The 14,530-nt window shown below is 60.2% G+C and carries 13 protein-coding genes and 2 tRNA genes; 5 read left to right on the forward strand and 10 right to left on the reverse strand.

Annotated elements, in window-relative coordinates; genetic code table 11:
• Positions 1-135 precede the first annotated feature (135 nt).
• Together QN377_RS21935 and mgtE are read left to right on the forward strand one after the other, a co-directional pair.
• Positions 136-212 (forward strand) — tRNA-Arg (locus tag QN377_RS21935).
• 403 nt (positions 213-615) lie between these two features.
• Positions 616-2,058: a magnesium transporter gene (gene mgtE, locus QN377_RS21940; protein WP_016782141.1), complete on the forward strand. Its 1,443-nt coding sequence runs from the start codon at positions 616-618 to the stop codon at positions 2,056-2,058.
• Positions 2,059-2,133: 75 nt separating this feature from the next.
• Here mgtE and QN377_RS21945 read toward each other — a convergent pair whose 3' ends face one another.
• The 3 genes from QN377_RS21945 to QN377_RS21955 all read right to left on the reverse strand — a co-directional run bounded on the left by QN377_RS21945 (position 2,134) and on the right by QN377_RS21955 (position 3,170).
• Positions 2,134-2,460 (reverse strand): Arc family DNA-binding protein, encoded by a 327-nt coding sequence (locus tag QN377_RS21945; RefSeq protein WP_016782142.1) that lies wholly within the window; start codon positions 2,458-2,460, stop codon positions 2,134-2,136.
• 274 nt (positions 2,461-2,734) lie between these two features.
• Entirely contained in the window at positions 2,735-2,911 is a 177-nt protein-coding gene (locus tag QN377_RS21950; protein WP_165446519.1) for a PA3371 family protein, read from the reverse strand.
• A 28-nt stretch (positions 2,912-2,939) separates the two neighbouring features.
• The gene (locus tag QN377_RS21955) at positions 2,940-3,170 is read right to left on the reverse strand and encodes a hypothetical protein (protein ID WP_095019285.1); all 231 of its coding nucleotides are present in this window, start codon (positions 3,168-3,170) and stop codon (positions 2,940-2,942) included.
• Between the two features lie 325 nt (positions 3,171-3,495).
• Between QN377_RS21955 and QN377_RS21960 the strand changes: the two genes are divergently transcribed.
• Positions 3,496-3,572 (forward strand) — tRNA-Arg (locus tag QN377_RS21960).
• 63 nt (positions 3,573-3,635) lie between these two features.
• Here QN377_RS21960 and QN377_RS21965 read toward each other — a convergent pair.
• From QN377_RS21965 to QN377_RS21995, 7 genes are all read right to left on the reverse strand, one after another.
• Positions 3,636-4,823, reverse strand: a complete 1,188-nt coding sequence (locus QN377_RS21965; protein WP_095019221.1) for a fumarylacetoacetate hydrolase family protein — start codon at positions 4,821-4,823, stop codon at positions 3,636-3,638.
• Positions 4,824-4,955: 132 nt separating this feature from the next.
• Positions 4,956-6,740 (reverse strand): IlvD/Edd family dehydratase, encoded by a 1,785-nt coding sequence (locus QN377_RS21970; RefSeq protein ID WP_095003372.1) that lies wholly within the window; start codon positions 6,738-6,740, stop codon positions 4,956-4,958.
• 21 nt (positions 6,741-6,761) lie between these two features.
• On the reverse strand, positions 6,762-7,646 hold the full coding sequence (locus QN377_RS21975; RefSeq protein WP_095019222.1) for an NAD(P)-dependent oxidoreductase: 885 nt from the start codon (positions 7,644-7,646) through the stop codon (positions 6,762-6,764).
• On the reverse strand, positions 7,643-9,010 hold the full coding sequence (locus tag QN377_RS21980; RefSeq protein WP_095003374.1) for an MFS transporter: 1,368 nt from the start codon (positions 9,008-9,010) through the stop codon (positions 7,643-7,645). The genes QN377_RS21975 and QN377_RS21980 overlap by 4 nt, the downstream gene beginning before the upstream one ends.
• A 171-nt stretch (positions 9,011-9,181) precedes the next feature.
• Positions 9,182-10,156, reverse strand: coding sequence for a D-erythronate dehydrogenase (gene denD / locus QN377_RS21985; RefSeq protein WP_095019223.1), 975 nt, complete (start codon positions 10,154-10,156; stop codon positions 9,182-9,184).
• Between the two features lie 37 nt (positions 10,157-10,193).
• Entirely contained in the window at positions 10,194-11,042 is an 849-nt protein-coding gene (locus QN377_RS21990; protein WP_095019224.1) for an ureidoglycolate lyase, read from the reverse strand.
• Between the two features lie 138 nt (positions 11,043-11,180).
• Positions 11,181-11,921, reverse strand: a complete 741-nt coding sequence (locus tag QN377_RS21995) for an SDR family oxidoreductase (protein WP_095019225.1) — start codon at positions 11,919-11,921, stop codon at positions 11,181-11,183.
• A 106-nt stretch (positions 11,922-12,027) separates the two neighbouring features.
• On the opposite strand from QN377_RS21995, the gene QN377_RS22000 reads away from it, so the two are divergent.
• Together QN377_RS22000 and QN377_RS22005 are read left to right on the forward strand one after the other, a co-directional pair.
• Positions 12,028-12,984: a LysR family transcriptional regulator gene (locus QN377_RS22000; RefSeq protein ID WP_095003378.1), complete on the forward strand. Its 957-nt coding sequence runs from the start codon at positions 12,028-12,030 to the stop codon at positions 12,982-12,984.
• A 116-nt stretch (positions 12,985-13,100) separates the two neighbouring features.
• A complete protein-coding gene (locus tag QN377_RS22005) occupies positions 13,101-14,369 on the forward strand; it encodes an MFS transporter (protein ID WP_095019226.1) in 1,269 nt (422 codons plus the stop codon).
• Positions 14,370-14,530 lie beyond the last annotated feature (161 nt).

Raw genomic sequence — 14,530 nt, forward strand, 5'->3', positions numbered from 1 at the left:
AGCTGGATAGAGTACTCGGCTACGAACCGAGCGGTCACAGGTTCGAATCCTGTCGAGTGCACCATTTAAGAGTCAATTGCCCCGGCAGTTGGCTTTGCTTCAGCCAGCGGTGGTCTGGTTTAACAAACACAACCTGCACTCGTAGCTCAGCTGGATAGAGTACTCGGCTACGAACCGAGCGGTCACAGGTTCGAATCCTGTCGAGTGCACCAAACATCAAAAAGCCCGCACATTGTGCGGGCTTTTTGTTATCTGCGATTTGGCTATTGCTGTCATCCTCGCGACTTGTCTTGTGTTTATTCTGGTTCTTGTCCCTGCTCGTCAACGGCTACAAGGTTGAATTTCAGCTTTGAGTTGTGCCCTGTGCAACTCATCCTTCGTCGCACAAGCAGTGCGCAGGCGCCGTCTGGCGGTTTTTCGCAAGCTTTTGTTATCTCCAAGATTTTTGCGTCATTAATTTTCAAGCCGTGTATGATTGCGCCCGTCAGCCCCGCCGGGGCTTGTGGAATACCTCCATGGACTTACCCAGTAGTAACTCAGCATCCCGCTTTACCAATCATGAATTGACTGATTGATCCTTCCGGCGTGCCCTGCTGCTGGGAGTGGAGTTCGCCTATGACCGAAGTTGAAGTAAAGAAAACCCAAGAAAGCCTGCAAAGCCGCCTTGCTCAAGTTATTGAGCTGCTTAATCGCCAGCGTGTGGTCGAAGATCTGACTCATCGTCAGGAAGGCCATCACCATGACCGGGTCGAGAACCTGGTCCATCGGCAAAACCTTGTTGAACTCCAGCGCAAGCTGGAAGACCTGCACTCCGCAGACGTTGCCTATATCCTCGAAGCATTGCCTCTGGACGACCGCCTGACGGTCTGGCAGCTGGTCAAGGCTGATCGCGATGGCGACATCCTGCTCGAAGTATCCGACTCGGTGCGTGAAACCCTGATCGCCGACATGGACGATCACGAGCTCCTGGCAGCCGCCAAGGAGATGGACGCCGACGAACTTGCTGACCTGGCTCCCGAGCTGCCGCGAGACGTCGTCCATGAGCTGATGGAGACCCTGGATGGCCAGCAGCGTGAGCGCGTGCGCTCCGCACTGTCCTATAACGAGGACCAGGTCGGTGCCTTGATGGACTTTGAGATGGTGACCATCCGTGAGGATGTCAGCCTTGAAGTCGTGCTGCGTTACCTGCGTCGCCTCAAGGAGTTGCCGGGCCATACCGACAAGCTGTTTGTGGTCGATTATGACGGTGCGCTCAAAGGTGTGCTGCCGATCAAGCGTCTGCTGGTCAACGACCCTGAAAAACAAGTGTCTGAGGTCATGGCCAACGACCCGGTGAGTTTTCACCCGGACGAAGATGCCTACGATGCTGCTCAGGCATTTGAACGTTATGACTTGATTTCGGCCCCCGTAGTCGACAAGAACGGCAAGCTGATCGGCCGTCTGACCATCGATGAAATGGTCGACCTGATTCGTGAAGAGAGTGAAAACGAAGTTCTCAACATGGCCGGTCTGCGAGAAGAAGAAGACATCTTCGCCTCGGTGTGGAAGTCCCTGCGTAACCGTTGGGCCTGGCTGGCAGTCAACCTGGTCACGGCATTTATTGCTTCGCGGGTGATTGGCCTGTTCGAAGGCTCGATTGAAAAGCTGGTGGCTCTGGCAGCACTGATGCCCATCGTGGCCGGTATTGGCGGTAACTCCGGCAACCAGACCATTACCATGATCGTGCGCGCTATGGCCCTGGATCAGGTCAACACCGGCAGCACTTCGCGGTTGATGCGCAAGGAGCTCGCCGTGGGCCTGATCAATGGTCTGGTGTGGGGTGGGGTGATTGGTGTTGTGGCCTACCTGCTGTATGGCAGCTGGTCGCTCGGCGTGGTGATGACCGCAGCCATGACCCTCAACCTGCTGCTGGCAGCACTGATGGGGGTATTGATACCCATGACGCTGGCCCGGCTGGGGCGTGATCCGGCCATGGGCGCAAGCGTGATGATCACCGCCATGACCGACAGTGGCGGGTTCTTCATCTTTCTGGGGCTGGCAACTATCTTCCTGCTTTGATCATTCTGTACAGGGCGCGAACAGCGCCCATAAAAAAAGCCAGCATTTGCTGGCTTTTTTTATGCCTGGGTTAAATCAGGATTCTTCAGAGGCTGCTTCAGCATCGTGAGCAATCAGTGATACCAGGGCGTTTTGCTGGCGGTGTGACAACTGGCGGAAGCGTTGCAGCAGCTCACGCTCATGCAGGGAAAGCTCGGGGCTGTCGAGGCGCATGCTGAGCTCATCACCCAGAACGCCTTCCTGGATAAGGCTTTGCTCGAGACGAGCAATGATTTCAGAGTTCATGCTGCGGTGATGGTTGCGAGCCACTTCGGCGATGCGCTCGCGCATTCCGTCTGGCAGGCGAACGACGAACTTGTCAGCCGTGCGGCTGGAGTAAATTGCCTGTTTCAATGGGCGCATTTTAGTTAACCGGTTAGTTCAGGGGAGCGGTTCTCGGGAATTGGCCGCAGGATGTGTTTAAGACCGTCCTTATAGCCAAATGTTCAACCTGAATTGCTAAGAGGCGCGCATCATGCCTCAAATCTGCCACTTCCCTGGCGTCAATTCTGTGACAAATATTGAACCGGATAAAGGCGTTATGCCAGTAGGTCTTGTTAAAAATATACACTCGAATGGGTGGCTTAGCGATTAACCCAGCAAATTAATGGGTTTTCCCCCTTGCCTATGGGCAGTTTCAGCGCAATTGCGGGTCAAACTTGAACCTGCGACCAAGCATCAGCGCCACCAGCCAGCAAGCGAAAAACACCGCGGCGGCGATCAAGGGCAGATTGCCAAATTCGTTACTGGTGAATACATCCAGGGCAAGGCTCGACAGTGCCAGCATTAACAGAGCCAAAGCGATTTTGGACATGATTTCTTACCCATCTCTCAATGTGCTTTCAAAAGACCCAGCGTTCACCCGCAGGTGCCTGGTCGGCGACGGGCTGGTTGGCAGCCAGACGAGGTGTCACGCGGCTGGTCTCTTTCATCACCGCAACCTGTGGCCGCGGTTTGTTGAAGGTAGCCGTCATTTCAACAGGCTGCTCGGCCGAAACGGGCTCGGGCAGAAAATGAAAAACCAGCAATACGGCCAGCGCGAGGGTGTTTAACAGTAGTAGCGTGCTGTTCATGGCGGTCATCTCTGAGAGCATGGACGGGATACTGTTAATAGAGCAGTCTTCGTGCCAACTGTAACAAGGCTAAAAAACCTTATAAAACAGCGAGTTGAGCCGTATATTCAAGAGTGTTTAATTGCATTTTGCAATGATGGCTTTTTGATGTAGTGCAAATTGCACGATGGTCGCCTGAGCCTTGCCTGTGCTGTGCAGTCGATCGCAACCTCGTACCGCTCATCGGAGGCAAAAAAAGTCTGTTTAGGCCGCTGTCTTACAGTTAAAAAGACCACTCACGACATGACAAACCCAGGCATGCCCGTTACCATGCACGCCGTTATTTGTCTCAGTAGCTCAATTGGATAGAGCATCCCCCTCCTAAGGGGAAGGTTGCAGGTTCGAACCCCGCCTGGGACACCAGATACGCAAAGGCCCCGCACTGTTGAACAGGCGGGGCCTTTTTTGTGGCTTTCAATCAGCCAGTCAGGCCTGGCCGAGCAGCCCGCGGCCCGCCAGGTTCTTCATCAGTGCACTGACCCCGAACGCCCATTGTGGCGCCTGGTCGCTGCCGGTCACGCGGTTGTGCAACGCTCCCAGTGTCGGTGACGAGATGCTTACAACATCATCGGCCTTATGGGTAAACCCCTGGCCCGGTTGGTCGCGGTCTTCTGTAGGAGCGAACAGGGTACCCAGGAACAGGACAAAACCGTCCGGGTACTGGTGGTTGGCGTTGAGCGTCTGTTCGGCCAGGTCCGCCGGGTCGCGGCTGATCTGGTTCATTGAGCTTTTGCCGTTCAGCACGTAGCCATCGACACCTTCAACACGCAAGGTCACTTCACAATGGCGCACGTCGTCGAGGTTGAAGTGTTCGTCAAACAGGCGAATAAAGGGCCCCAGCGCACAGGAGGCGTTGTTGTCCTTGGCCTTGCTCAGCAGTAACGCGCTGCGACCTTCGAAGTCGCGCAGGTTGACGTCGTTGCCCAGGGTCGCGCCGTGGATCCGGCCCTGGCTGTCTACCGCCAGCACCACTTCCGGCTCCGGGTTGTTCCAGCTTGAACCGGGGTGGATGCCAATGGCGCTGCCGCTGCCCACAGCAGCGAGGATCGGTGCCTTGGTGAAAATTTCGGCGTCGGGGCCGATACCCACTTCCAGGTACTGCGACCACATGTTCTGTTCGATCAGCACTTGTTTGAGGCGCATGGCTTCTGGCGAGCCGGGGCGCAGGTCGCGCAGGTTATTACCAATCACTTCGTGCACCAGGGCACGAACCTCTTCGGCACGGTGGGCATCGCCTCCGGCTTTTTCCTCGATCACCCGTTCGATCATGCTGGCAGCAAAAGTCACACCCGCCGCCTTGATCACTTGCAGATCTGCCGGGGCCAGCAGGTAGGGTTTGCCCATGTCGCGCTGCTCGCCGCTGTTGGCCAGCAAGGCCTGGATCGTGCCCAATACGGTGCCGCGGATTTCACGCACGGCTTGCAGCGGGTTGTCGCTATCGAGCAGCAGGCTCAGGGTGGGGAAGTGGGCCGTGCAGTCGATTACTTCACCGTCACGAATCACCACCACGGCCGGGCCGCCACGTTCGCCGGGCAACCACACGCGACCGACCAGGGTGGCGCGCTGCCAGTCATCGGGCAGGGTGTTTTCTATGGTCAATTGCAGCGTTTGCATATACGTGATCCTTGAAAAGAGTGCTTGGTGGGAGCGAGCTTGGTCGCGATCAAGTCACCACGGGTTGGCTGACCATCTGCAGTGTCTGCTTCGCGAGCAGGCTCGCTCCCACAGGTAATGTGTTTGTCGTGTCTAGTGGGAGTGACGGGGCGGGCCGTTTTCCGGGATCACGCGCCAGTACAGGGTGGCCGGTTCGAGGCAGCCGCCGGTGGAGAGCTGGCCGACCAGTTGGCGGTAGAGTTCCTGCCACGGAGTTTGTGACGGGGCCAGCGGTGGCAGCGGTTCCTGGCGGCGTTCGTTGAGCACGCTTTCGTCCACCAGCAGGTTGACGCTGCGCGCGTTGAGGTCGACGCGCAGGCGATCGCCGGTGCGCAGTAACGACAGACCGCCACCCACCGCAGATTCCGGGGACATGTTGAGAATTGACGGGCTGGCCGAGGTGCCGCTTTGGCGGCCATCACCCATGCAGGGCAGGGAGTCGATCCCGGCCTTGATCAGGTTGGAAGGTGGCGCCATGTTCACGACCTCGCCGCTGCCGGGGAAGCCCACGGTGCCGCAGCCTCGAATCACCAGAATGCAGCGCTCGTCGATGTCCAGCGAAGGGTCGTTGATCCGCGCCGTGTAGTCTTCCGGGCCCTCGAACACAATAGCCCGCGCTTCGAAGCTGTTGGGTTGCAACGGGTCGCTGAGGTAGGTCTTGCGAAAGGCTTCGCCCACCACTGACATTTTCATGATGGCACTGTCGAAGAAGTTGCCGCTGAGTACGATAAAACCGGCTCGGTGCATCAGCGGGTCTTCGTAGGAGCGGATCACGTCACGGTCGCCGGTGACGCAGTCGGCAACCACGTCACCCATGCTGCGGCCACTGACCGTGAGGCAGTCGCGGTGCAGGCGGCCGACCTTGTCCAGTTCATGCATCACCGCCGGTACACCGCCTGCGCGGTGGAAGCTTTCACCCAGGTACTCGCCGGCGGGCATGCAGTTGACCAGCAAGGGCACGTCTTCGCCGACGCGCTGCCAGTCTTCCAGTGACAGCTCGATACCGCTGTGGCGGGCGATGGCAATCAGATGTGGCGGGCAGTTGGTGGATGCGCCCAGCGCCGAGGCCACGGCAATGGCGTTTTCGAAGGCTGCGTGGGTCATGATCTGGGAGGGGCGTACGTCTTCGCGCACCAGGTCGACGATGCGCATGCCGGTGGCATAGGCCATTTGCCCGCGCTCGCGGTACGGTGCCGGGATGCTCGCGCAGCCGGGCAGGGACATACCCAGTGCCTCGGCCAGGGCGTTCATCGACAGCGCAGTGCCCATGGTGTTGCAGTGACCCACGGACGGCGATGATGCGGTGGTCAGGGTCATAAAGCCTTCGTAATCGATTTCGCCGGCGCTGAGCAGATTGCGCGCATGCCACAGTACGGTGCCCGAACCAATGCGCTGGCCTTTGTGCCAGCCGTCGAGCATCGGCCCGCCGGACAGCACGATGGAAGGCAGGTCGGTGGTGGCCGCTGCCATCAGGCAGGCCGGGGTGGTTTTGTCGCAACCGGTGGTCAGCACTACGCCGTCCAGCGGGTAACCATGCAGCACCTCGACCAGGCCCAGGTAGGCGAGGTTGCGGTCGAGGGCCGCGGTGGGGCGGCGCGACTGCTCGGCAATCGGGTGTACCGGAAACTCCATCGGGATGCCACCTGCATCGCGAATGCCGTCCTTGACCCGCTTGGCCAGTTCGATGTGATGGCGGTTGCAGGGCGTCAGGTCACTGCCGGTCTGGGCGATGCCGATAATCGGCCGCCCCGATTGCAGTTCAGCGCGGGTCAGGCCCTGGTTCATGTAGCGTTCCACATACAGTGCGGTCAGGTCGGCGTGGCTTGGGTCGTCGAACCACAGCTGGCTGCGCAGGCGGCGTGGGGTTGAATCGGTCATGGCAGGCTCCGGCTGATTATTTTATTCAGGCAATGGGTTGTTGCGGCGCAACTGGCGGATCAGTCCGGCGTGGTCGAGTTCGCCGTCACCGGCCTCGACCATGGCGGCAAACAGGCTGTCCACCAGGCGGCCGACCGGCAGGTCCAGGCCCAGCTTCTGCGCCTGGGCGAGGGCGGTGCGGGTGTCCTTGAGCTGCCATTTGGCCGGGCCACCGGGAGTGAAATCGTTGTTCAGCATGCGTTGGCCGTGCTGGCGCCAGATCGGCGAGTCGACAAAACCGCCCATCAGCGCCTCGTGGACTTTCGCCGGGTCGGCGCCACCGCGCTCGGCCAGCAGCAGGCCTTCGGCGACGGTGGCGATGGTGCTGGCGACGATCAACTGGTTGACCAGCTTGGACAACTCGCCGGTGCCCGCCGGGCCGACGTGCACCGGGCGGCCCATGGCGGCCAGTACTTCGCGGCCCTGCTCAAAGGCGGCCGTTTCGCCGCCAACCATGATTGCCAGGCTGGCTTCTCGCGCCCCGCGCTCGCCCCCCGACACCGGGGCGTCGAGGTAGCGCAGGCGGCGTTCGGCACACAACCGCGCCTGTTCAACGGCGGTGTCGACCGGGATCGAACTCATCACGATCACCAGTGCCCCCGGTGCCAGTGCCAGGGCGGCACCGTTTTCACCAAACAGCACCTCGTCACAGGTTGGGCCATCGCTGAGCATGCAGATCAGCACCTGAGCACCGTCTGCCGCGCCTGCCGGGGTCGGCGCAACCGCCGCCCCCAGTGTTGCCAGCGCCTGCAACTTGCCCCGCGAGCGGTTCCAGGCCCGCACCGGGAAGCCGGCGTGCAGCAGGTTGCGGGCCATGGGCAGGCCCATGATCCCGGTACCGATAAAGGCTACGCTTGGCAGGTTCATGCTTTTCCTCCAGTGGCAGGGGCCAGTGCGGCGCCAATTTGCGATTCTTTATTGCGCGGCATCAGCACCATGCCCAGGCCACCCAGGCCAACCAGTGCGGCGATCACCAGAAACCCCGGGGTGTAGCTGCCGGTCACGGTGAACAGGTAGCCGGTCAGGTAAGGGCCGATAAAACCGCTGAGGTTGCCGATGGAGTTGATCAGGCCAATGCCCACGGCCGCGCCGACACCGGTCAGCACTTGCCCGGGGACTGCCCAGAACACGTTGATGGCGCTGTACACGCCCATCGCCAGCAGAATGAAACCGATGACAATGATCCACGGCTGGTTGAGCCACAGCGCCACGGCAATCGACACTGCCGCGAGCATGGCGGCACCGCCGGCATGCCAGTGACGTTCTTGCAGGCGGTCAGAGCGCCGGCTCCACCAGATCATCGCCACAGCAGCAACGGCATAGGGAATGGCGGTGATCAGGCCGTTCTGCATCAGGCCGATTTCCAGGCCGAAGGTACCGCGGAACGATGCCAGAACCGTTGGCATGAAGAAGTTCATCGCGTTGGAGCCCGAGGTGATGCCGAAATACACCAGTGCCAGCAGCCATACCTGGCGGTTGCACAGGGCCTTGCGGATCATCTGGCCCTTGGTCGGTTGCACTCCCACCACCAGCGGTTTGTTGCGCTCTTCCTGGGCCAGGGTGTTGATCAGCCAGGTGCGCTGTTTGTCGGTCAGCCAGTGGGCATCGGCCGGGTGGTCGGTGAGGTAGAAGTAGCACACCACACCGAGGATCACCGCCGGTACGGCTTCGACGATGTACATCAGGCGCCAGCCGACAAAGCCCCAGGCATCGCCCATCTCCATCAGGCCCACCGACAGCGGTGCGCCGATGATTTGCGCGATGGGTACGCCCAGATAAAACGAGGCGATCATGCGTGCGCGATAGCGGCTCGGGAACCACAGCGACAGCAGATAGATCACGCCAGGGAAGAACCCGGCTTCGGCAATACCCAGCAGCACGCGCAGGGAAATGAAGTGGATGGGTGTCTGCAGGAAGCCCATGGCGCCGGCGATGATGCCCCAGGTCACCATGATCCGCGCGATCCATACACGGGCGCCATAGCGGTGCAGCAAAATGTTGCTCGGCACTTCGAACATGAAATAGCCGAGGAAGAAAATACCTGCGCCCAGGCCATAAATGGTCTGGCTGATGCCGATATCTTCGTTCATGCGCAGTGCGGCGAAACCGACGTTGTTGCGGTCCAGAAAGGCGACCACAAACAGCAGTACAAGAAAAGGAATCATGCGCCTGGTCACGCGCTTGATTGTCTGTTGTTCGATGTCCGAGACATCGGTGAGTGGAGTAGTCATGTGGCACGACCTCAGTTTTTATTGTTGTGAGTAGCGTGAGCGTTGCAGCATTTGGGTGAGACAGGGCTTTTTGTGGGAGCGGGCTTGCTCGCGATGGGATCGCTGCGGGGCTTCAGTTGCACCGCGTCGCCTTGATCGCGAGCAAGCCCGCTCCCACAAGGGAGTGGTGGGTTATTTGCCGGCCGTATCCTCGATATGTGCGCGCACGATGGCATCGAAGTCCGCGTCGGCGGTAAAGCCCAGGGCACGGGCGCGGGGGGCTTCTACCTTGCTCGGCCAGCTTTCGACGATACGCTGGATAGTCGCGTCGGGCTCCCAGCGAATCAGTTTGACCACGTCATCACCGGCCACCCGTTGCAGCGCCGCGACCATGTCGGCCACGGTGGTGGTCACGCCCGGCAACGGGATAATGCGCTGGTTGCCCAGGGTTTCTGGCGACAGGGTCATGCCCAGCAGCATCGACTCAATAATGCGCCGCGGCGAGGTGAGGTAAACCTGGGTATCCGGGCGTACCGGGCATACGGCAGGCAGGCCCACCAGTGGCTCGCGGATGATCGAACTGAAGAAGGTCGAGGCCGCCTTGTTCGGCTTGCCGGGGCGTACAGCCACGGTTGGCAGGCGCAGCACCCGGCCGTCGACAAAGCCTTTGCGCGCATAGTCGGCGACCAGCAATTCGCCTACGGCTTTTTGCATGCCGTAGGACGATTGCGGGGTAAGCACGGTGTTGTCATCAACGACTGGCGGCAGGGCGCCGCCAAATACCGCAAAACCGCTGGCGTAGACGAAGCGCGGCGCGTTGCCTTGCTTGCGCAGGGTTTCGAGCAGCAGCATCAGGCCGTGCAGGTTGACCTGCATGCCCAGGTCGAAATCCGCTTCGGCCGCCGAGCTGACCACGGCTGCCAGATGCCACACCAGGTCCACGCCATCGGTGACGCGGGCGATGACATCGGGGTCGGCTATATCGCCGGTCACCAGCTCGATGCGCGGGTCGCTCGGCACATCTTCGCCGGCAAAGGCGTCGAACAACACGATGCGCTCAATGGTGCGAGGCGCCTGGCCTTCAAAGGTCAGGCTGTTCATGTCGAGCAGGCGCTGGGCCAGTTGTTTGCCGATAAAGCCGGTGCCGCCAGTAATCAGAATGCGCATGTGTAAAACCCTTTCTTATAGTTGTGTGAGCGTGAAGTCAGTCGGCCTGTACGGTGAGCTGGCGCTGTTCGCCAAGGCCGCTGATGCCCAGGTGCATGACCTGGCCTGCGCGCAGGTACACCGGGGTTGGTTTGATCCCCAGGCCCACACCCGGCGGTGTGCCGGTGGAAATCACGTCGCCCGGTTGCAGCGACATGCAGCGGCTCAGGTAAGCAATCAGGGCCGGGATCTTAAAGACCATGGTGCGGGTGTTGCCGTTCTGGTAGCGCTGTCCGTCGACTTCAAGCCAAAGGTCGAGCTGGTGCGGGTCGCTGATTTCATCACGGGTCACCAGCCATGGTCCGAGGGGGCCAAAGGTGTCAAAGCCCTTGCCCTTGTCCCAGGTGCCGCCACGTTCGATCTGCCATTCGCGCTCCGACACATCGTTGATCACGCAGTATCCGGCCACGTGCTCCAGGGCGTTATGTTCATCGATATTGCGTCCACCCTTGCCGATCACCACGCCCAGCTCGACTTCCCAGTCGGTTTTGGTCGAGTCGCGGGGGATTTCCACGTTGTCGTTGGGACCGCAGATGGCGCTGGTCCATTTGCTGAATACCACCGGTTCCGACGGCACCGCCAGGCCCGACTCGGCAGCGTGGTCGGCGTAGTTCAGGCCGATGCAGATAAACTTGCCGACCTGGCCGACGCAGGCGCCGATACGTGGCGAACCGCTGACCAGCGGCAAACTGGCGGGGTCGATTTTGCTCAGTGTTTCCAGGCTTGCGGCTGACAGCGCAGCGCCTGCAACGTCGGTGATATGCGCCGACAAATCGCGGATATTGCCTTGGGCATCGAGCAGGCCGGGTTTTTCCTGACCTTTATCGCCGTAGCGCAGCAGTTTCATAAAAGCTCCTTTGGTGCATGGAAATAAATCTAGTGTGGCAGCGAGCCTGCTCGCGAATGCATCAATGCGGTGCCACTTAAACACCGAGGTGCCTGCATCGCGAGCAGGCTCGCTCCCACAGGGTTTCCCACAAAATGCTTAATTACTCATCCCGCCATCGATCACCTGGACGGTGCCGGTGGTGTAGCTGCTGGCATCGCTGGCCAGGTACAGCGCCAGTTGTGCGATTTCTTCAGCGCTGCCGATGCGGCCCATGGGCTGGCGGTCAACAAAGGCCTGATAGACCTCAGCTTCGGAGCGCCCTTGCTCAAGGGCCTGTTCAGCGATGCGCTGGCGTAGCGAAGGGGAGTCCACCGTGCCGGGGCAAATGGCGTTGCAGCGAATGCCCTGGCGCACGTAGTCGGCGGCGACCGATTTGGTCAGGCCGATCACCGCAGCCTTGCTGGCGGTGTAGGCAAAGCGGTTGGGCACGCCTTTGACGCTGGAGGCCACCGAAGCCATGTTGATGATCGAGCCGCCGCCGTTTTCCAGCATGCCGGGGAGGAAGCCGCGGATCATGCGGTACATGGCGGTGACATTGAGGTCGAAAGAAAATTGCCAGGCCTGCTCGTCGCACTCCAGCAGGGCACCGCTGTGCACATAGCCTGCGCAGTTGAACAGCACGTCGATAGCGCCCAGCTGCTGGCAGATGGCATCGATGGCGCAAGCTTGGGTCACGTCCAGGGGCAGGACTTGAATACCGGGGATATCTTGCAGGGCTTCGACATGCAGGTCGGTGGCGATGACCTGCGCGCCCGCATCGCGAAAGGCCAGTACCGAAGCGCGGCCTATGCCTTGCGCCGCAGCAGTTATCAGCACACGTTTGTTGGCTAGGTTCATGACGAAAGTCCGTTGTTATTATTTGGCCCAACAGCTGCACACTAATATTGCTTTGCGATAATCGCCAATGAGATATTCTCAGGTCTTAATAACCGGGGGTTATCGGATGGCGGATGTCGGATTTAACCAGTTGTGCAACTGGCTGCGGTTTCGCCATTTGGTGCTGATCGACACCCTGGCGCGCACGCAAAACATGCATGCGACTGCGCAGGAAATGAGCATCAGCCAGCCAGCCGTGAGCAAGATGTTGCGCGAAATCGAGCACCAGCTGGGCTTCGAAGTATTTGCCCGTTTGCCGCGCAGCATGACCCTTACCGATCTGGGCAGCCATGTGGCCCGTTTTGCCCAGATCGCGTTGAACGACACCGGTCAGTTTGTCAGCCAGATCAACCATCTGCGCCAGGGTGGGCATGGCCTGATCAAGGTCGGCACCATTTATGCGGCCACAGCCCTGGCCGTGCCTGCTGCCATTGTGCGGGTCAAGCAGGACTGGCCGTTGCTCACCGTGCAAGTGCTTGAGGGCACCAGTGCCAATATGCTGACCTTGCTCGAACACAAGGAACTGGACCTGGTGGTGGCCCGTTTTACCCTCGATCGTCATCGTGAGTTGTTTGAATTCCAGGCGCTGGCGCCGGAGCCGTTGTGCCTGGTTACGGGCAGCCAGCACCCGCTGGCCGGGGCCAGTGAAGTGCCACTGGCGGATTTGGGCAGTTGGCCGTGGGTGATTTACCCGACGGGCACGCCGATGCGCGCGCGGGTGGAAAAAGCCTTCGTCGAAGCAGGCATGCAGACCCCGGAAAACACCGTCGAAACCGTGTCCTTGCAGACCACCATGCAACTGCTGCAAACCACGCCGTCGGTGGCGATGCTGGCCGAGTCGATGGTCGAACCGGAAATCCAGGCCGGGCGCCTGACCCGCCTGGCCTTGCCGTTTCCGCTGGTGCTGGCTGACTACGGGGTGATTACCCGGCGCAACGATGTCCCGCAGTGGTCGGCAAAAGCCTTTATCGACGCCTTGTTAAGTGGTCCCGATGCCCTGCGCGGTGCTCGCCAGACACCTTGATAACGCGCGGTTATTAACTGATGGAATGATGTAATTGGGCACAGGCCAAACCGCCCTCTAAAGTGAGCGTCGCCCCACCTGTCGGGTAGGGGCGCAACCGCTCATGAGAGGCGCGTATGAGAACAATAAAAAGCTACAAGACGCTGACGATCTTCTTCCTGTTCCTGATTGGCGTGGTCAACTACCTTGACCGCAGCGCCTTATCCATCGCCAACACCACCATCCAGAAAGACCTGGCCATCAGCCCGATGCAAATGGGGGTGATGCTCTCGGCGTTCTCCATTGCCTACGCCTTTTCACAACTGCCTCTTGGTGCCTTGATCGACAAGTTGGGCAGCAAGCTGGCACTGGGTGGATCGCTGGTGGTGTGGTCGGTTGCGCAGGCGGCCTTCGGCCTGTTCAGCAGCTATGGCCATCTGGTCGGCTTGCGGGTGTTGCTGGGGATAGGTGAGGCGCCGGTGTTTCCTTCGGCGGCCAAGGCATTGTCAGAGTGGTTCGATACCCAGGAGCGCGGTACGGCGACCGGCTGGGTGTGGTCTTCGACCTGTATCGGCCCGTGCCTGGCGCCGCCGTTGCTGACCGTGTTCATGGTGCATCTGGGCTGGCGCGGGATGTTTATCCTTACCGGCGTGATGGGCCTGCTACTGGCGGTGTGCTGGTTCAAGTTCTACAAAAGCAAAGCGCAATACATGGCCGAGACAGGCCGTGCGGAACCGGTGCCGGTGCAACAGGTCAAGGCACCGAAAGTGCGCTGGACCTCGTTGTTCAGGGATCGCAACACCTGGGGGGCGTTCCTCGGGTTTATGGGTGTGATTTACATGATCTGGCTCAATCTCACCTGGTTGCCCGGTTATTTTGAGCGTGAGCACGGTCTGGATCTGTATCGCACGGCCTGGGTGGTATCGCTGGCTTATTTGTTTGGCGCGTTGGGCACCATTGTGGCCGGTAAATGCTGTGATCGACTGGTGGCGCGAGGCATGCGGGTATTGGCCAGCCGCAAGCTGATGGTGATTCTGGGGCTGCTGGGCGGGGCGCTGTTCACGCTGATTGTGGCCTTTACCACCAACGTGGTGGCGTGCGTGATCCTGCTGTGCCTGACCATGTTCTTTATCAACATCTCCAGTGCCACGGCGTGGATGATCGTCAACACCATTGTGCCGTCGGAGCGTGTGGCTTCGTTTGGCTCGATCCAGAACTTTGGCGGTTACCTGGCAGGTTCCATAGCGCCGATCCTGACTGGATTCAGCGTGCAGCAGAGCGGTTCGTTTTCCTCGGCATTTGTGATCAGTGCGGTGGTGGCGGCGTGTTCGGCCTTTGCCTACTTTGCGTTGCTCAAGGAACCGCAGGCACCGGAAGCGCCCTTGGCCACCCTTGCTCCCGCCTGACTGAGCCCTTGTGGGGGCGGGCTTGCTCGCGATAGCATCCCCGGGGTGCGCCAGCCAGACCGCGTTGTGTGCATCGCAGGCAAGCCAGCTCCCACAGGTTTTGCGGTGCTCACAAAATCCGGGGTCAGCCGCGTACCTCTGTGGGAGCGGGCTTGCTCGCG

This window comes from Pseudomonas sp. CCC4.1 (assembly GCF_035019225.1).
GTDB classification, from domain to species: Bacteria; Pseudomonadota; Gammaproteobacteria; order Pseudomonadales; family Pseudomonadaceae; genus Aquipseudomonas; species Aquipseudomonas bubulae.